Here is a 20307-nt window from a genome sequence, read left to right on the forward strand (position 1 = left end):
TTATTTTAATAATTCATAACGGGTTGAAGGGCTTGTCTTAATTTCTCTTTGGCTCGTGATACGGTTGTTCTGCAATTAGCATAAGAAACATTGGTGATCTGGCCAATTTCTTCATAATCAAAACCTTCAATTAAATGCAAGGTCAGCGCAATTCTGTAGGTATCCTTTAAACCATTAATGGCGTTTAATATAACTTTTACTTTAGGTGAATTTGCCGTTTCGTCACTAGACAAACTTGTACTTTCATCTTCTAATTTGTATAAAACTGCATCTACTGGAACATGCTGATATTTGCCGTTTTTAGTATAATTATAAATACTTTTGTTTACCACAATCCGTTTTAACCAGGCTCCAAATGTTGTGCTTTCTAATAAGGTATCTAACATGGTAAAGGCTGATAAAAAAGCTTCTTGCATAATATCCTCCGCCTCAAAAGAATTTTTTACAATTCTAAAGGCCGTATTATACATAGCTTTGTAATATCTGTTGTAAATTTCCAACTGCGCCTGTTGGTTACCAGATTTACACAAGACTATAAGTTCTTCAATATTTTTGGTGGTTAGTTTCAAAAAATCAGATTGTTAATATATAGATGCTACAAAAATCAAATTGTTACAGTTATTAAAAAAAATGTTTTAGTATTCTTTTTGTTCATGGCATATTAATTGAATACTATAGGCAAATATACAGCAATAATGCAGCATGAAACCGCTGATTATGAGTTGGGTATTTAGTAAATCAAACTTTTAAACATAAAGACTATTCTGTTATCTTGTAAAACTTATGACAGAATGACTTAAATATATCTATGAAGAAATCTAATTTTTTAAGCCTTGACAGTTTGTCATTTCAAGATTTTGATGAAAATTCAGAATTAATCCCATTGATGACGCCTGAAGATGAAGAAGAAATAAATAAAGAAGCCTTACCTGACACGCTACCTATTTTGTCTTTGCGAAATACGGTGTTATTTCCGGGTGTGGTGATTCCTATTACGGCTGGTCGCGATAAATCTATTAAACTAATCAATGATGCAAATAAAGGCAGTAAAGTGATTGGCGTGGTTTCGCAGAAAGACGAGTCGGTTGAGAATCCTACAGCAGCGGATATTCATGAAACGGGAACGGTAGCACGTATTTTAAAGGTATTAAAAATGCCTGATGGAAATACGACAGTTATTATTCAAGGTAAAAAGCGTTTTAAAATAAAGGAAGTTTTAACGGAAGATCCATATATAAAAGCTACCATTGAAGAGGTTCCTGAAGCCAAACCAGCGGAAAAGAATAAGGAGTTTGAAGCCATTATTGATTCTATAAAAGATTTATCGCTTCAAATTATAGAGGATAGCCCGAATATTCCAAGTGAAGCTTCTTTCGCCATTAAAAATATTCAGAGTGATTCGTTTCTAATAAACTTTGTATCGTCTAACATGAATTTAAGTGTTGCCGAAAAACAAAGCTTATTAGAAACCAACGATTTAAAGGATCGAGCTTTGGAAACTTTGAAATATATGAACATGGAGTTTCAGAAATTGGAACTTAAAAATGATATTCAGTCCAAGGTTCAAAGTGATATGAACCAACAGCAACGCGAATATTTCTTGCATCAGCAAATGAAAACCATTCAAGAAGAATTGGGTGGTGTTAGTCATGATGAGGAATTGGAAGACATGCGCGCGCGTTCTAAAAAAATGAAATGGGGCGAAAAAGAAGCCAAGCATTTTGAAAAAGAATTGGCTAAAATGCAACGCATGAATCCGCAGGTTGCTGAATATTCCATACAGAGAAATTACCTTGATTTATTTCTGGATTTACCTTGGAATAAATTTAGTAAAGATAAATTCGATTTAAAACGTGCGCAACGTATTTTGGATCGGGACCATTATGGTTTAGATGATGTAAAGCGTCGTATAATTGAATACCTAGCAGTTATTAAATTACGTAACGATATGAAATCGCCTATCCTATGTTTATATGGACCTCCAGGTGTTGGTAAAACATCTTTAGGGAAATCCATTGCCGAGGCTTTAGGACGTGAATATGTGCGCATGTCTTTAGGTGGTTTGCGTGATGAAGCGGAAATTCGCGGACACCGAAAAACCTATATTGGTGCTATGCCAGGACGTATTATTCAGAGTTTGAAGAAAGCTGGAACGGCGAATCCTGTATTTGTTTTAGATGAAATGGATAAACTTTCTAATTCGCATCAAGGTGATCCATCATCGGCTATGCTAGAAGTTTTAGATCCAGAACAGAATAGTGAATTTCATGATAATTTTCTAGAAATGGGCTTCGACTTATCTAAAGTGATGTTTGTAGCAACAGCCAATAGTTTGTCAACCATTCAGCCCGCTTTATTAGATAGAATGGAAATTATTAATGTGTCTGGTTATACCATTGAAGAAAAAGTGGAAATTGCCAAACGTCATTTATTACCAAAACAATTAAAAGAACACGGTTTAACAGATGTGCATCTTAAAATAGCCAAACCTCAATTAGAAATGATTGTTGAAGGTTATACGAGAGAATCTGGTGTTCGTGGTTTAGAAAAGCAATTGGCAAAAATGGTACGTTATGCGGCCAAAAATATTGCCATGGAAGAGGAATATAGCGTAAAAGTGACTAATGAAATCATTATTGAAGTACTTGGCGGACCAAAAATGCTTCGTGACAAATATGAGAATAACAATGTGGCCGGCGTTGTAACAGGTTTAGCCTGGACACGTGTAGGTGGCGATATTTTATTTATCGAATCTATATTATCTAAAGGAAAAGGAACTTTAACGGTTACTGGAAACTTGGGTAAAGTCATGAAAGAATCTGCTACTATAGCCATGGAGTATATCAAATCCAATGCTGAAGAATTAGGTTTAGATCCTGATGTATTTGATAAATATAATGTACACATTCACGTGCCAGAAGGTGCAACGCCTAAAGACGGACCAAGTGCAGGAGTTACTATGCTAACATCATTAGTTTCTTTATTTACACAGAAAAAGGTGAAAAATAATTTAGCTATGACAGGTGAAATCACCCTTCGTGGAAAAGTTTTACCAGTAGGAGGTATCAAAGAGAAAATTCTTGCTGCTAAACGTGCGCGTATTAAAGAAATCATTTTGTGTGAAGAGAATAGACGCGATATTGAAGAAATTAAACCTGATTATTTAAAGGGTTTAACTTTCCATTATGTGACGGATATGATTGATGTAATTAAGTTTGCACTCACAAACCAGAAGGTGAAGAATGCCAAAAAACTGTAAAAAGTGACCATACATAGATTAAAACCTCGAAATTATTTTCGAGGTTTTTTTATGATGTAAAAATAAATTATACTTGCAGCCGTTTATAGATAGACTTACTTGTGTCCTAAACTTATATGTTAAAGAAAATTACCACGTGTTTTAGCTTGTTTTTGTGCCTATCTGCGTTTGCGCAAGTTGGTGGTGAATCTACTTATCAATTCTTAAACTTAATATCCTCGCCACGTCAAGCGGCTTTAGGTGGAAAAGTATTTACAAATTTTGATTATGATGTGTCTCAAGCATTAACAAATCCGTCAGCCATCAATGATGAGATGGATAACCAATTGGCTTTAAACTACTCCAGTTATCTAGGTGGAATAAGTTATGGTACAGCTGCTTATGGTTACACTTGGGATAGACGCACGTTAACCTTTTTTGGTGGCGTGACTTATATAAATTACGGAAGTTTTGATGGTTATGATGAACAAGGAAATTCTACAGGTTCTTTCAGCGGAAATGAAGCGGCTGTTTCTTTCGGACATTCCCGACAAATTGGTTATTCCGATTTTTATTTAGGTGGAACCGTAAAATTAATAACGTCCAAATTAGAACAATATACCTCGTTTGGCGCCGCTGTGGATGCCGGTTTAATGTATGTTAATGAAGATCTTGAATTTCAAGCAACATTGGTGGTTCGGAATTTTGGAGCACAAATAACTACCTATGCGGGACAAAATGAACCGCTGCCTTTTGAAGTGGCTTTTGGAATGTCTCAAACATTAGAAAACGTGCCGTTACGTTGGCATGTTACTTTTGAAAACTTACAGAAATGGCCAATTGGCGTTTCCAATCCAGCACGAGCAGAAACAGATTTAGAAGGCAATCAAACGCAAGAAAAAGTAGGTTTCCTTGGCAATGTTATACGCCATACTATTTTAGGTGCTGAAATTTTCCCAGCAGGTGCTTTCAATATTCGTTTAGGCTATAACTTTAGAAAAGGTGAGGAGCTGCGGATTGTTGATCAGCGAAACTTTTCCGGAATTTCTGCGGGAATTGGTTTGAAATTGAATAAATTAAGGTTTAGTTTTACGCATGTCCGATATACAAGCGCATCCAATGCCAATTTTTTCGGTATGCAATTAGATTTAAGATAAATGCAAAAAATAACAATTGCCATAGATGGCTTTTCTTCAACTGGTAAAAGTACAGTCGCCAAACAACTGGCAAAACATTTAGAATATATTTATGTAGATTCTGGCGCCATGTATCGCGCAGTTACCTATTATGCTATGAAATACGGTTTTATTGATGCTACCCAATTTGATGTTGTTGGTTTGGTATCTAAACTGCATGATATTGTGGTTTACTTTGAATTAAATGAAAAAACGGGTAGTGCGGACGTCTATTTAAATGGCGAAAACATAGAAATACCCATTCGTACTTTGGAAGTTTCTAATTATGTGAGCCAAGTTGCAGCCATTCCAGAAGTGCGCTACCAATTAGTAAAACAACAACATAAAATGGGTTCTGAAAAAGGCGTCGTCATGGACGGTCGTGATATTGGAACGGTTGTTTTTCCAGATGCTGAGCTTAAATTATTTATGACAGCTTCGGCAGAAACGCGTGCTACACGTCGTTATGATGAACTTACCTTAAAAGGTGATATTGTTACTTACAATGATGTGCTTCACAATATTGAAGAACGCGATTATATGGACTCTAACCGAGAAGATTCTCCTTTACGAAAAGCAGATGATGCCATTGAAATTGACAATTCTAATCTATCTTTAGACGAACAATTTCAGAAAATTCTGAAACTAGCAGAAGCGGCTATTCAAAAAAATAATTAAATCCATAATTTTAAGGATATTACTTATTGTTTATTTACAGAAATTATAGTATTTTTGCACTCCTTTTAGCGACGCATTGGAAAATTAAAAGGGATAAACAAAAAAACAATAATCCTTCTGTGTATCAGTCGCATAATTTTTCCAAAACCACACAGAATACAAAACATAATGTCAAAGATTTTCTAAATAAAGAAATCGGAACGCATTATTTATCAATTTTACATGGCTGAAAAAGCAAAACAAGCGGAAGTTGAAGCAACTGAAGCACAAGAAGTAAAAACTGCAGACGCTCCAGTTGTATCTGAAGCACAAGCAAATCCTGAAAAATTCTTAAACGACTTTAACTGGCACAATTACGAAGAAGGTATTGATGAGGTTGAAGATTCTCAATTAAAAGAATTTGAAAAATTAGTAGCAGAGAATTTCGTTGACACTTTAGATGATGAAGTTGTTGAAGGTGTTGTTATTCACTTAACAGATCGTGATGCCATTATTGACATCAACGCGAAGTCTGAAGGTGTAATTTCATTAAACGAATTCCGTTACAATCCTAACTTAAAAGTTGGTGATAAAGTAGAAGTATTAATTGATGTACGTGAAGACGCTACAGGTCAGTTAGTATTATCTCACAGAAAAGCACGTGTTATTAAAGCATGGGATCGTGTTAACGCGGCTCATGAAACAGGTGAAATCGTTAATGGTTTTGTTAAGTGCAGAACTAAAGGTGGTATGATTGTAGATGTTTTCGGAATTGAAGCATTCTTACCAGGATCTCAAATTGACGTTAAGCCAATTCGCGATTACGATCAGTATGTTAACAAAACAATGGAATTCAAGGTTGTTAAAATTAACCACGAATTTAAAAACGTTGTTGTTTCTCATAAAGCCCTTATTGAGGCTGATATTGAAGAGCAGAAGAAAGAAATTATTGGTCAATTAGAAAAAGGACAAGTATTAGAAGGTATTGTTAAAAACATTACGTCTTATGGTGTCTTTATTGATCTTGGTGGTGTTGACGGTTTAGTTCACATTACAGATCTTTCTTGGTCTCGTATTAACCATCCAAATGAGATTGTTGAGTTAGACCAGAAATTAAACGTTGTTATTCTTGATTTTGATGAAAACAAATCTAGAATCCAATTAGGTTTAAAACAATTATCAAAACATCCTTGGGATGCTTTAGGTGAAGAAGTTAAAGTTGGTGATAAAGTGAAAGGTAAAGTAGTTGTAATCGCAGATTACGGTGCATTTATTGAGGTTGCTGATGGCGTTGAAGGTTTAATTCACGTATCAGAAATGTCTTGGTCAACACACTTACGTTCAGCACAAGATTTCGTTTCAGTAGGAGATGAGGTTGATGCAGTTATCTTAACTTTAGATAGAGAAGAGCGCAAAATGTCTCTTGGTATTAAGCAATTAACACCAGATCCATGGACTGATATTACTACTAAATATCCTGTAGCTTCTAAGCATTCAGGTATTGTACGTAACTTTACAAACTTTGGTGTGTTTGTTGAATTAGAAGAAGGTATTGATGGATTAATTTACATCTCTGATTTATCTTGGACTAAAAAAATCAAGCATCCTAGTGAGTTCTGTAATGTAGGTGATACATTAGATGTTGTTGTTCTTGAATTAGATGTTGAAGGTCGTAAATTAAGTTTAGGACACAAACAAACAACAGATAATCCATGGGATAAATATGAAACTGAATTCGCAGTAGGAACGCTTCATAAAGCTGAATTAACTGAAATCGTTGACAAAGGTGCAACTATTGATTTTAATGAAGATATCGTTGCTTTCGTACCGTCTCGTCACCTTGAAAAAGAAGATGGCAAGAAATTGAAGAAAGGCGAAGAAGCTGAATTCAAAATCATTGAATTTAATAAAGAATTTAAGCGTGTAGTTGCGTCTCATACAGCAATCTTCAGAGAAGAAGAAGCTGCTAATGTTAAAGCTGCCTCTACAAGTGCTGCTGCAGAAGCAAAACCTACTTTAGGTGATGCCAATGATGCATTACAAGCTCTTAAAGACAAAATGGAAGGTAAATAATCCAGCCATTCTTTAATATTAAAAAGCCTTCAAGAAATTGAAGGCTTTTTTTATGCTTAAAACTCATTTAAAAACTCGGAACTTTATACATCTTTAAAAGCACTTTTGTTCCGCACGTGCTTATGCTTTGTATTCATAAAGCATTGTACACTCAATTTTTTTAGTGTAACTTTGTTTAGCAAATAGGTCAAAATAGAATATGAGTCAAAAAGTGTTACTTAACGCCAAAGAGGTAAACATCATTCTTCATCGATTGGCTTGCCAACTTATTGAAAATCATAAAGACTTTACAAATACCGTTTTAATTGGTATTCAGCCACGTGGTAAATTTCTTGCCAAACGCTTGGCCGATATTTTAGAAAACGACTATAAAATTAAAAATGTTCAACTTGGACTTTTAGATATTACGTTTTTTAGAGATGATTTTAGACGCGGCGAAAAAACCCTAGAAGCCAACACCACAGAAATCAATTTTTTAGTAGAAGATAAAAAAATCGTCTTTATTGATGATGTTTTATATACAGGTCGTAGCATTCGTGCTGCTTTAACGGCTATACAATCATTTGGTAGACCTCATGAAATTGAATTGCTAACTTTAATTGATAGACGTTTCAGTAGGCATTTACCCATTCAGCCTAATTATAGAGGTCGTCAAGTAGATGTTATTAATGAAGAGAAAGTAAAAGTAAATTGGGTAGAAAATGATGGTGAAGATTCTGTTTACATCATACAAAATTGAAAATTAGAAGAATATGAGCGAATTAAGTGTCAACCACTTATTAGGAATCAAATATCTTAATAAAGACGATATCAAGCTTATTTTTGATACAGCTGATCACTTTAAAGAAGTTATTAATAGGCCCATAAAGAAAGTGCCTTCGCTTCGAGATATTACGATTGCCAACTTATTTTTTGAAAATTCCACTAGAACTAAATTATCATTTGAATTAGCTGAAAAACGACTTTCTGCTGATGTTATTAATTTTTCAGCATCACAGTCATCCGTTAAAAAGGGTGAAACTTTAATAGACACGGTAAATAATATTTTATCCATGAAAGTGGATATGGTTGTTATCCGTCATCCCAATCCAGGTGCCAGCGTATTTTTATCACAGCACGTGAATGCTAGTATTATAAATGCGGGAGATGGTGCTCATGAACATCCAACACAAGCCTTATTAGATTCGTATTCCATTAGAGAACGTTTAGGCGAGGTAAACCGAAAGAAGGTAGTTATTGTTGGCGATATTTTGCATAGTCGTGTAGCCCTATCAAACATCTTTGCCTTGCAGCTTCAAGGCGCTGAAGTTATGGTCTGCGGTCCAAAAACTTTGCTTCCAAAATATATTGAACAATTAGGCGTAAAAGTAGAAACTAATTTGCGCAAAGCTTTAAACTGGTGTGATGTAGCCAATATGCTGCGTGTGCAAAACGAGCGTATGGAAGTTAATTTTTTTCCATCTACTCGAGAATATACCCAGCAGTATGGCGTAACCATGGATTTGCTAAATAGTTTAGATAAGGAAATTACCATTATGCATCCAGGCCCAATAAATCGTGGTGTAGAAATTACCAGTGAAGTTGCAGATTCAAATCAAGCTATTATTTTAAACCAAGTTGAAAATGGCGTGGCTGTTAGAATGGCTATTATCTATTTATTAGCTTCAAAAATAAAACCATAAATCTATGATTTTCGATAAAGAAGAAAACACCAGCATTATTACCCAAGAAAAAGCTTCGGTAATTGAGTTAGTAAAGAAATTGGAAGTGCTTTATGAGCGTTTTAAAAATGATAATGTTATTGTTAATCTAACCAGTCTAAAACAAGCGAGTTTGTCGGATTTTAGTGAATTTTTACAAATATCCAAAAAGCATAAACAAGCCAAAAACTCCTTTGTTATCGTTTCTAATCAAGCAAATCTGGATGAAACTCCCGAAGAATTAATTGTGGTTCCAACGTTAAAGGAAGCTCATGATATTATTGAAATGGAAGAAATGGAGCGCGATTTAGGGATTTAATTACGTTGAGTTGTAAAGTTGTTTTTCGTTTAGATAACGCGACTTACCAAAAAACAACTTAACAACAAACAACAAACATGAAACTCACCATTTTAGGCTGTTATAGCGCCACACCCAGAATTGATACAAATCCTACGTCTCAAGTTCTTGAAATTAACAACCATCTTTTTTTAATTGATTGTGGTGAAGGTACGCAAGTTGAATTACGCCGAAATAAAATCAAGTTTGCTAGAATAAAACATATTTTTATTTCGCATTTGCATGGTGACCATTTTTTTGGATTGGTGGGTCTAATTTCCACATTTCGTTTGTTAACTCGTGAAACGGAACTTCATATTTACGGTCCTAAAGGTTTAAAAGATATTATTACTTTACAAATGAAGCTGTCCGAATCTTGGACAAATTATCCGCTTTACTTCCATGAACTAACCTCGGAGAATTCAGAGTTAATTTTTGAAGACGATCGGGTAGAGGTGTATACTATTCCTTTAAAGCATCGCGTTTATACCAATGGTTTTCTATTTATAGAAAAACCGGGCGAACGTAAATTGGATATGAATGCGGTTTTAAACGCCGATATTGATGTCGCTTACTACCGAAAATTAAAACAAGGTTTTGATGTTGAAAATAAGCAAGGCCAATTTGTTAAGAATAACGCTTTAACGAAAGCACCAACTAAAACCAAAAGCTTTGCATTTTGTAGTGATACGGCATATCACGAGCCGATTATTCCGATTATAAAAAACGTGGATGTGTTGTATCATGAATCGACTTTTTTGGATAAACACGAAAAATTAGCAGCACCAACCAAACATAGTACGGCAAAAGAAGCGGCAAGTATAGCAAAACAAGCACAGGTAGGAACCTTAATTTTAGGTCATTATTCCACGCGATATGATAATTTAAAGGAATTTAAACTAGAGGCTGAGACTATTTTTGATAAGGTAGAATTAGCTAGAGATGGAAAAACATTTACTTTTTAAACTCTTCCAAGTTTTGCATCCAGAAGAGTGCTTCTTCCAAACTTGTACAACGTTTAATGCTATTGCTAGAAAATTGCTTCTCTAAAGTAGCATTTCGGTAACCAAAATCATCATAAACAGCGATAGCAGATGCCACGATAAAACCAAATTTCTTATTGAATATGTGCCATAAATTGGGGTCTACAGAGTAATGGTTCACCCTATTGGCTATATGCCCAATCCTTAAGTCAGGTCCGTAATAATCAATTAAATAATCAGCGATTTGTTGAATACTGTCCCAGTCGAAATGAATTCCTTCTTCGTGTTCTGCTATTACATAACGATCTAAAAGATAATAAGTGCCAAATGGAAATACTACTTTATGATGTTTTAATTGATTGAAATAAATGCTATTTTCAAATTTCATTCTATAAAATAATGCTTAAATTTAGGGTGAATTCCGCATATTTAGTAATACAAATATATAAAAATAAAAACGACTTTTTTAAATGGATAAAGACTTAAGTAATTATCGGAAAACATATGATAAAGGTGAGCTTTTATTAACCGAAACACCCGAAAATCCCATGGAATTATTTAAAAAATGGTTTCATGAAGTAGATACGCATTTTGAGCAGGATGAAACGAATGCTATGACGGTTTCTACCATAGGTTTAGATGGCTTCCCAAAGAACCGTGTTGTGCTATTAAAACGGTATACTTATGAAGGTTTTATTTTCTTTACAAACTACCAAAGTGAGAAAGGTTTGGCTATTGCTAATAATCCTCATGTGTGCTTATCCTTTTTTTGGCCAGGAGCGGAACGGCAAATTATTATAAAAGGATCGGCAGAGATTTTAGCAGAAAACTTAAGCGACGGTTATTTTGAGTCCAGACCGCGGGGAAGCCAACTTGGTGCCATAGCATCACTTCAAAGTACTATTGTAAAAGATCGCGCGCAGTTAGAAGCCGATTTAAAAAATTTAGAAGCGAGTTTTGAAGGTAAAGAAATACCGAGACCAGATTATTGGGGAGGCTATATGGTAAAGCCCATTTCTATTGAGTTTTGGCAAGGAAGACCGAATAGATTACACGACCGTATTCATTATCAGTTAGATGAAGACTATAATTGGGTCAAAAATCGTTTATCTCCATAATTTTATCGATGAAATACAAATAAAGTTATCGTAAAAATGTATTTCATCGATTAAACGCATGATAAAACGATTAAAAGCATGCATTTTATCGATATTAACATTTCATTAACAGTTTTTTAGACAAAGGTTTCTATTTTTATAATCCCAAATCTAAATTACCTACTAATGAAAAAGTTTACTTTACTACTTGTAATGGTACTTTTTGTCGCGTTTATGACTTCTTGTTCCACGGATGCAATTGATGATGCACCAGCTGCTATGAATATTTCTAATTTAGTGGTTCCTGAAACCAAAACTATAGAGATTGAAATTATGGAGCTTATTAATGACTACCGTTTAACTAAAGGATTGAATCCTTTAAATAATGTGGCCATCATTAAAGCACAAGCTTTTAGCCACACAGATTATATGATTGTTAAGAATAATGTATCTCATGACAATTTTCTACAACGTAAATTGAATTTAGAAAGTAGTTTAGGAGCCAGTAATGTTTCGGAAAACGTAGCATACGGTTTTACTTCAGCTCAAACAGTTGTTACAGCTTGGTTAAAAAGCGAAAGTCATAAAGCTAATATAGAAGGTGACTTTACGGATTTTGAGTTATCAGCGGATCAAAATGCAGAAGGTAATTGGTATTACACCAACATCTTTGTTAAAAAATAGGACCTTTCTTTTTTAAGAATTTTAATAAAAAAAAACTACCACTTGATTTTAGATCAGGTTGGTAGTTTTTTTTATTTATTTTAAGGATTGAAATTAAAATCGATATCCTAAACGTACATGTAAATTTAAAGCTACATCAGCTTCATTTATGATGTAGAGATTATTAGGGTTGAAATAATGAATATAACCTATTCCTATTCCAGTTTCGTAATTAAAATGCGCACCTATTTGGCGTCTAATTCCCCAAGTTGGAACAATGGAAATGTCTGAAATTAAAGTTGTATTATCCATGTTTGAGGCTATAATCCAATCGGGATGGTACTGGGTTTTAATAGAAATGAAATTTCCGCTATTACCCAGTATATTTCTAGATTTTCTAACGCGCTTGTTTAAATTGTAATACCAACGAGGCTCAAGGCTAACAGAAGCACCCAATATGTAACCTGTTGAAGGGTAATCGGAGTCGAAGTATAAACCAGTGTCCAGACCCAGCTCACTTCTTAAAGCAATTGAATTGGAGAGTTTTATTTCGTTATGAGCCCATATTCCTAAAATGCCTATTTGAACGCCAAATACGGATTTTTCTACACTGGCAGTTTGCGCATGTGCACTATAGGAAATACAAATTAGTAATAAGGATAAAAGCGTAATTCTTTTCATAAAAGTAAAATTTGGGAATAAATTTAAAAGTTGTAAATCTACTATAATCAGATAATATATTTACTTATTTTTCTAAAATTTAAAAACCACTCTTTTGGGAGTGGTTTTCTAGTTAATAAGATAATTGTTAGTAAGGTTTTAATGTGTGTAAGCATATTAAATCAATTCGCAAATCTCTTTAACTAAATGCTTATTTAGGCGTTTTATTAATTATTATCATTTAAAATAATAAATTTAGAACGTCTGTTTTCTTGATGTTTCTCTACTGAACATGCAACGCCATTAGAGCATTCATTTACTAGTTTAGTTTCACCATAACCAATAGCGCTTTCAATACGTTCTTTTGCAATGCCTCTAGAATATAAATACTCTTGAGTAGATTTAGCACGTCTGTCAGATAATTTCAAGTTATAACTATCACTTCCGCGACTATCTGTATGCGATTCAATTTTGATAACCATATTGGGGTGAGCACGCATTACAGAAACGATGTTTTCTAACTCATAAGCGGCATCTGCTCTAATGTTCCATTTATCAAAGTCAAAGAAAATTGGGTTAATAACAATTTCATTATCATTAATTAAAGGAATTAAATTAAGATCAGCCTTTTGCGTTTCACCAGAAATTCCAGTTGTAACGACATCTTTAATATCATCTTTGTAATCAGCTTTCATACCCAGAACCTTGTATTTTTGATTACAGTTAGCTTCTAGTTCATAAAGACCATTAACATCACTAGTAACCACTTCTACAATTTTTCCAGTTTCATCTATTAATTGAACCGTTGCCATAGGAATTGGCGTAAGTAATTTAGCATCTCTAACCGTTCCATTAATTAACTGTAAACAAGGTTGTGCAATGAAGCCATAAATGTCGTCTCCACCTTTTCCGTCAGCGCGGTTGGAGGAGAAGTAGCCTTTTTGCGTATCGCTATCTACATAATAAGCGAAATCATCAGCCCCACTATTATAAGGTGCGCCCATATTTTCAACTTCCGCATTACCATCTTTAAGAAACGTAGTTTTAAAAATATCTAATAAACCGATATTGAAATACCCGTCTGATGAGAAGTAAAGTGTACTATCTTTTGCTACAAAAGGAAACATTTCACGACCTTCTGTGTTTATTTTTTCACCTAAATTTTCTGGTGTACCGTAAGTATCACCATTAATTGCAACGCTATAAATATCTGTTTGGCCCATTCCACCTTCGCGGTCTGACACAAAATATAAGGTTTTGTTATCTGGACTTAAAGTTGGGTGACCTGTAGAGTACACGTTATCATTAAAAGGTAGTTCAATTCCATCTGCCCATTGACCATCGGTTTTGGTAGATTTATAAATTTTTAAATGAGAGGTACCTTTTTTGTCATAAACTTTTTGGTTTCTATTGTTAACATTGTCTCTCGTAAAGTAAAGCGTATTTCCATCATTAGTAATACAAATACTAGCTTCATGAACATCACCGCGTTCTTTACCCTTTATAAGTAAAGCGGCAGGATTAAAAATACTATCAATATTATTTTTACCGGACTTTATTTCCGCAGAATACATATCTAAAAACGGTTCATTATTCCATTTGTAAATTTTGTTTTCGGTATTTCTAGCAGAAGCAAAGTACATTTGGTCATTATAAACAAAAGCACCAAAATCTGAATACTTGGAATTAATATCTAAATTTTTAATTTTAACATCAACGCCCTTTCTAGATTCTAAAGATTCATAAAGGCTAATATTACTCTTATTTAATTCTTCAGCACGTCTATCATCATTTTGGATTTCTTTAAACTTTGCTAACCAAGTATCAGCTACTTCATAGTTTCCAACACTACGTTGTGTTTGAATGTATTTGTAAATATACTCTGGGTTAACTTTCTTGTATTTATCCAAAGCTATTCCATACCAAATGGCTGCAGACTTCGCATCAGAGTTATTATAATAGCAATCCCCTAAACGCGTTAGAACATGTTCGCTACTATCACCTTTTCTAACAGTTTCTTCGTATAATTCTGCCGCCTTAATGTAGGAGTAATTATCAAAAAATATGTCAGCTACCTTTTTTTGCGAAAATAGAAATGAACTACTTAAAGCAATAATTGTGAATATAATTTTAGTTTTCATACGATTCTATTTTAAAAGTATCTAGGTGATTTGATTCGTTTTGTTCTGAATAATTCAAACATAACCATTATTTCATGGGTTCCTCCAGTGTAAGCATTTAGATCAGATATAGGATATTCATAGGCATAACCAATTCTAAATTGTGGTGATACTTGAAAATCTGCAATACCTGCAATAGCGGAAGTTTGGTTATCAATTCGGTAACCACCACCAATCCAGAATTTTTCATAAAAAAGGAAGTTGGCAGTAATATCAAAAGATAAAGGTGCACCGTTAGTTGCTTTTAAAAGCGCAGCAGGTTTCAATTTCGTGTTTTCACTTAAAGAGAAAACATAACCACCCGTAAAGTAATAACTCACACGTTCTAAAGCCGCATAATCTTGACTCGTTCCAGATTCATCATTATAATCATTCGTTAAAATACGCGGAGCAGAAAGTCCTAAATACCATTTATCAGAATGCCAGTAAAGACCAGCTCCAATATTTGGATCCCAACGATCATCAATACCGTAAATGCCTGGATCGTTTCCAGAAGCATCTGCTGCAAAGCGGTCTAAATTGTAACTTGTAAAACCAGCTTTAACACCAAAGGCTAACTCTGTTTTTTGACCTGTTTGAATGGTATATGAAAAATCGCCATATACATATGTAAAACGTTCATCTCCTAACTTGTCATTAATAAAAGACATACCTAAACCAATTTTTTCATTCCTTAAAGGTGTATGAACGGAAAGGGTTTGAGTTATAGGTCCGCCATCAAAGCCAACCCATTGGCTTCTATGCAGACCTACAACACTTAAGGTTTCTCTACTCCCCGCGTAGGCTGGATTTATAGAGATAGTATTATACATATACTGGGTGAACTGCGGTAATTGTTGCGCAACTCCAACCGTACAACTGAATAATGCTAGCGCAATTATGTTTTGTTTAAAGCGTTTCATAGGTTATCGATTTATTTGGTTCCTACGTAGAAATACCCTGTAACAGGCTTAAATCCACTATTTTTTATGTTAATAATATAATAGTATGTTCCATTAGGTACAGTGTCTGCACCACCAATAGATGATTTATGTGCGAAACCATTCCAGTTATTTTGGTAGTTAGTTGCTTTGTAAATTATAGCACCCCAACGGTTAAATATTTGTACGTCATAAGAGTAACCACAATTTTCAGCACCTTGAATTTCAAAGTATTCATTCCATTGATCCCCGTTTGGTGTAATAGCGGTAGAGATTACAATACTTTCTCTATCACAAGGTTCTGGAGCTAAAACCACACAATCATCATTCACATTAATAGTAACACGTGTTGTACTAGAGCAACCATTATCCATAATGGTATAGCTAAACACATAATCACCTAATTCTATGTTTGAAGGATTGAAGAAGTTTCCATCCAACGTGGCATTTGTTGAAACAGCAATCCAAGTTCCTGAAGTGTCTGCTCCACTGTAATAATCGAATAAATCAACTAAACCATCATCAATACAACGATCATCAGTCAAGTCGATAATTGTATTTTCATTTGTTACATAAACTGCTTGGCTAAACTGCCCTTCGTTTCCACATGCATCAGCAACAGTCCAATTCCAAATAATTTCATAATCAGTTTCAGAACCATCAGATGTGTTGGTTTCCACAAAGCTTAAGATAGTTATCTCGTTAGAGCAATCATTGAATACTAATACTGGAACCTGTGGGATTTCTGCACAATTAACAAAAATATCAGACAAATCATTTGTAACAGTTGGAGCAACATTATCAATCACTGTAATAATCTGTGATATGGATGTTGAGTTATTACAACCGTCTGTAAAAGTCCAAGTACGTGTTACAATAACATTACAAGGATTAGTACTATCTGTAGAATCTACAGGCGAAGCAACAATATCACCTAAACAATTATCTACAGCAGTTAAATCCAAATTAGTTGGTAATTCAGAAATACAAGCAACCGTTATATCAGTTGGAGGAGCTGGAGCTACAGGAGCAACTGTATCAGAAACTGTAATAGTTTGAGATACTGATGATGAATTGTTACATGAATCTGTAAAGGTCCAAGTACGTGTTACAATAACATTACAAGGATCTGAATTATCTGTAGAATCGACAGGTGAAACAGTTATGTTACCTAAACAATTATCTACAGCAGTTAAATCCAAATTAGTTGGTAATTCAGAAATACATGCAACTGTTACATCAGCTGGTGCAGCCGGAGCTACAGGAGCAATGGTATCAGAAACTGTAATAGTTTGAGATACTGATGATGAATTATTACAAGCATCTGTAAAAGTCCAAGTACGTGTTACAATAACATTACAAGGATCTGAATTATCTGTAGAATCGACAGGTGAAACAATTATGTTACCTAAACAATTATCTACAGCAGTTAAATCCAAATTAGTTGGTAATTCAGAAATACATGCAACTGTTACATCAGCTGGTGCAGCCGGAGCTACAGGAGCAATGGTATCAGAAACTGTAATAGTTTGAGATACTGAAGATGAATTATTACAAGCATCTGTAAAAGTCCAAGTACGTGTTACAATAACATTACAAGGATCTGTGTCATTTGTAGTATCGATTGGTGAAGCGATAATATCACCAGCGCAATTATCTACAGCAGTTAAATCCAAATTAGTTGGTAATTCAGAAATACATGCAACTGTAACATCAGCTGGTGCAGCCGGAGCTACAGGAGCAATAGTATCAGAAACTGTAATAGTTTGAGATACTGATGATGAATTGTTACATGAATCTGTAAAAGTCCAAGTACGTGTTACAATAACATTACAAGGATCTGTATTATTTGTAGTATCGATTGGTGAAGCAATAATATCACCTAAGCAATTATCTACAGCAGTTAAATCTAAGTTAGTTGGTAATTCAGAAATACAAGTAACTGTTACATCAGCAGGAGCAGCAGGAGCTACTGGTGCAATAGTATCAGAAACTGTAATAGTTTGAGATACTGATGATGAATTGTTACATGCATCTGTAAAAGTCCAAGTACGTATAACGATTACATTACAAGGATCTGTGTTATCTGTAGTATCAATTGGCGAAGCAATAATAGTACCTTCACAATTATCCACAGCAGTTAAATCCATGTTAGTTGGTAATTCAGAAATACATGCAACTGTTACATCAGCAGGTGCAGCAGGAGCTATTGGAGCAATTGTATCAACAATTGTAAACGTAGCAGTAGTGAAGCTTTCATTACCACAAGCGTCTGTTGCTTTAAAGTCAACTATTGTATAGCCAGTTGTACCACATGTAATTGTTAAGAATCCTTTATAATTATGATCCCATACAATGTCACTGCAAGCATCTGTAGAAGAAGCACCACCATTACTATTTAACCAATCATTTAATTCTGTTTCGTTTCCTAAACCATCACATTCGGTTGTATAGTCAGCAGCGTCAGTCGTAATAACAGGGTTTGTTGTATCAACAATAGTAAATGTTGCTGATGTAGTAATTGCATTACCACAACCATCTGTAGCTGTAAAAATTACAGTGGCAGAACCTGTTTGTCCACATTCGTCAGAAAGACTTGTAAAGTTATTAGACCATGATACAGAAGAACAATCGTCCGTAGCTGTAGCACCTCCATTAGTTAATAACCAATCATTTAAGTCAGTAGTATTTCCTGAACCATCACATTCAAAAGAGGCATTAGCCGCTCCTGCTGTAATAATTGGGTTAACGGTATCTTGAATAGCATAAGTAGCCGTTGTGGTTACAAAATTTCCACAAGCATCTGTAGCTGTAAATATAACTTCAATAGGATTAGAACAATCAGAAGTTGCACCGCCATAATTGTTAGTCCATGTAACTGTTCCACAATTATCAGTAGCAGTAGCACCACCATTCGTATCTAACCAATCTTGGATAGCACCATTGTTTCCAGAGCCATCACATTGAATTTCGGTATTTGATGCTTCAACTGTAAGAACAGGATCAATATTGTCATTTAATGAATAGGTATACACCCATTCTCCCGTATTTCCTGCGCAATCCGTATAAGTCCAAGTGTAAGTTTTATCTCCTAAACAAGTAGGATCTGCACTTACTGAAGGACCTGTTGGTATAATTGTATTACCACAGCTATCAACAACTGAAGGAGGTGTTGGAACTGCTTGAGCCTCATCTATACATGTTATAGCTGAACCAGAATTAGAAGGCAATGTAAACGCTGTAAATTCAATATTTGCAGTATGCACATAATCTTGCGTATTACCAGCACAATCAGTATATGTCCACGTGTAAGTAACCGCACCTTCACAAGATGGCGTAGGTGATTCTACAGGACCTGTTGGTGTTAATAAATTTCCACATGCATCAGAAACTGAAGGCAATGTTGGTAAAATAATATTAGCGTAACAATCAGCAGGAGCAGATGTCGCTGCGATAGCGTCAAATTCAGGTAAAGCAATATTTGCCGTATGCACGTAATCTTGTGTATTACCAGCACAATCGGTATATGTCCACGTGTAAGTAACCGCACCTTCACAAGATGGCGTAGAGGATTCTACAGGACCCGTTGGTGTTAAAACATTTCCACATGCATCAGTAACTGATGGCAATGTTGGTAATACAATACCTGCATAACAATCAGCAGGGGCAGATGTCGGAGTGATCGTATCAAATTCAGGTAAAGCAATATTTGCAGTATGCACGTAATCTTGTGTATTACCAGCACAATCTGTATAAGTCCAAGTGTAAGTAACAGCACCTTCACAAGTTGGCGCAGACGATTCTACTGGACCTGTTGGTATTAATACATTTCCACATGCATCAGTAACTGATGGCAATGTTGGTAATACAATACCTGCATAACAATCAGCAGGAGCAGATGTCGCAGTGATCGTATCAAATTCAGGTAAAGTAATATTTGCAGTATGCACGTAATCTTGTGTATTACCAGCACAATCGGTATATGTCCAAGTGTAAGTAACAGCACCTTCACAAGATGGCGTAGAGGATTCTACAGGACCCGTTGGTGTTAAAACATTTCCACATGCATCAGTAACTGATGGCAATGTTGGTAAAATAATATTAGCGTAACAATCAGCAGGAGCAGATGTCGCTGCGATAGCGTCAAATTCAGGTAAAGCAATATTTGCCGTATGCACGTAATCTTGTGTATTACCAGCACAATCGGTATATGTCCACGTGTAAGTAACCGCACCTTCACAAGATGGCGTAGAGGATTCTACAGGACCCGTTGGTGTTAAAACATTTCCACATGCATCAGTAACTGATGGCAATGTTGGTAATACAATACCTGCATAACAATCAGCAGGAGCAGATGTCGCAGTGATCGTATCAAATTCAGGTAAAGTAATATTTGCAGTATGCACGTAATCTTGTGTATTACCAGCACAATCGGTATATGTCCAAGTGTAAGTAACAGCACCTTCACAAGATGGCGTAGAGGATTCTACAGGACCCGTTGGTGTTAAAACATTTCCACATGCATCAGTAACTGATGGCAATGTTGGTAATACAATACCTGCATAACAATCAGCAGGGGCAGATGTCGGAGTGATCGTATCAAATTCAGGTAAAGCAATATTTG

General features: G+C 35.0%; 16 protein-coding genes. 10 read left to right on the forward strand and 6 right to left on the reverse strand.

Annotated elements, in window-relative coordinates; genetic code table 11:
* Positions 1–5 precede the first annotated feature (5 nt).
* A complete protein-coding gene (locus tag ES674_RS08945) occupies positions 6–569 on the reverse strand; it encodes an RNA polymerase sigma factor (RefSeq protein ID WP_170233983.1) in 564 nt (187 codons plus the stop codon).
* A gap of 239 nt (positions 570–808) precedes the next feature.
* Here ES674_RS08945 and lon point away from each other — a divergent pair, with 239 nt between their 5' ends.
* The 8 genes from lon (at position 809) to ES674_RS08985 (ending at position 10145) form a co-directional block, all read left to right on the forward strand.
* On the forward strand, positions 809–3259 hold the full coding sequence (gene lon / locus ES674_RS08950) for an endopeptidase La (protein WP_148403583.1): 2451 nt from the start codon (positions 809–811) through the stop codon (positions 3257–3259).
* A gap of 116 nt (positions 3260–3375) precedes the next feature.
* On the forward strand, positions 3376–4395 hold the full coding sequence (porQ, locus tag ES674_RS08955; protein WP_148403584.1) for a type IX secretion system protein PorQ: 1020 nt from the start codon (positions 3376–3378) through the stop codon (positions 4393–4395).
* Positions 4396–5091, forward strand: coding sequence for a (d)CMP kinase (cmk, locus tag ES674_RS08960; protein ID WP_148403585.1), 696 nt, complete (start codon positions 4396–4398; stop codon positions 5089–5091).
* A gap of 222 nt (positions 5092–5313) precedes the next feature.
* A complete protein-coding gene (gene rpsA / locus ES674_RS08965; protein WP_148403586.1) occupies positions 5314–7143 on the forward strand; it encodes a 30S ribosomal protein S1 in 1830 nt (609 codons plus the stop codon).
* 199 nt (positions 7144–7342) lie between these two features.
* Positions 7343–7882 carry a bifunctional pyr operon transcriptional regulator/uracil phosphoribosyltransferase PyrR gene (gene pyrR, locus ES674_RS08970; protein WP_148403587.1) on the forward strand — a complete coding sequence of 180 codons (540 nt, stop codon included), beginning with the start codon at positions 7343–7345 and terminating at the stop codon, positions 7880–7882.
* Positions 7883–7895: 13 nt separating this feature from the next.
* Complete coding sequence (locus tag ES674_RS08975) at positions 7896–8825, forward strand: aspartate carbamoyltransferase catalytic subunit (protein ID WP_148403588.1); 930 nt, start codon at positions 7896–7898, stop codon at positions 8823–8825.
* A 4-nt stretch (positions 8826–8829) separates the two neighbouring features.
* Entirely contained in the window at positions 8830–9162 is a 333-nt protein-coding gene (locus ES674_RS08980; protein ID WP_148403589.1) for a ribonuclease Z, read from the forward strand.
* A gap of 77 nt (positions 9163–9239) precedes the next feature.
* A complete protein-coding gene (locus ES674_RS08985) occupies positions 9240–10145 on the forward strand; it encodes a ribonuclease Z (RefSeq protein ID WP_148403590.1) in 906 nt (301 codons plus the stop codon).
* On the opposite strand, the gene ES674_RS08990 is transcribed toward ES674_RS08985, so the two are convergent.
* The gene (locus ES674_RS08990; RefSeq protein WP_148403591.1) at positions 10135–10551 is read right to left on the reverse strand and encodes a hypothetical protein; all 417 of its coding nucleotides are present in this window, start codon (positions 10549–10551) and stop codon (positions 10135–10137) included. The genes ES674_RS08985 and ES674_RS08990 overlap by 11 nt on opposite strands.
* A gap of 82 nt (positions 10552–10633) precedes the next feature.
* On the opposite strand from ES674_RS08990, the gene pdxH reads away from it, so the two are divergent.
* Positions 10634–11281 carry a pyridoxamine 5'-phosphate oxidase gene (pdxH, locus tag ES674_RS08995; RefSeq protein ID WP_148403592.1) on the forward strand — a complete coding sequence of 216 codons (648 nt, stop codon included), beginning with the start codon at positions 10634–10636 and terminating at the stop codon, positions 11279–11281.
* A 165-nt stretch (positions 11282–11446) separates the two neighbouring features.
* Positions 11447–11944, forward strand: a complete 498-nt coding sequence (locus ES674_RS09000) for a CAP domain-containing protein (RefSeq protein WP_148403593.1) — start codon at positions 11447–11449, stop codon at positions 11942–11944.
* A 93-nt stretch (positions 11945–12037) separates the two neighbouring features.
* Here the strand turns inward: ES674_RS09000 and ES674_RS09005 are convergent, their stop codons facing one another.
* From ES674_RS09005 to ES674_RS09020, 4 genes are all read right to left on the reverse strand, one after another.
* Positions 12038–12604 carry a hypothetical protein gene (locus ES674_RS09005; protein ID WP_148403594.1) on the reverse strand — a complete coding sequence of 189 codons (567 nt, stop codon included), beginning with the start codon at positions 12602–12604 and terminating at the stop codon, positions 12038–12040.
* Positions 12605–12810: 206 nt separating this feature from the next.
* Positions 12811–14724, reverse strand: a complete 1914-nt coding sequence (locus tag ES674_RS09010; RefSeq protein WP_148403595.1) for an OmpA family protein — start codon at positions 14722–14724, stop codon at positions 12811–12813.
* An 11-nt stretch (positions 14725–14735) separates the two neighbouring features.
* Entirely contained in the window at positions 14736–15665 is a 930-nt protein-coding gene (locus tag ES674_RS09015) for a PorP/SprF family type IX secretion system membrane protein (protein WP_148403596.1), read from the reverse strand.
* A gap of 11 nt (positions 15666–15676) precedes the next feature.
* A partial coding sequence (locus ES674_RS09020) for a gliding motility-associated C-terminal domain-containing protein (protein ID WP_148403597.1) occupies positions 15677–20307 on the reverse strand: 4631 nt, incomplete at its 5' end.

The organism is Bizionia myxarmorum (assembly GCF_008086205.1).
GTDB lineage: Bacteria > Bacteroidota > Bacteroidia > Flavobacteriales > Flavobacteriaceae > Algorimicrobium > Algorimicrobium myxarmorum.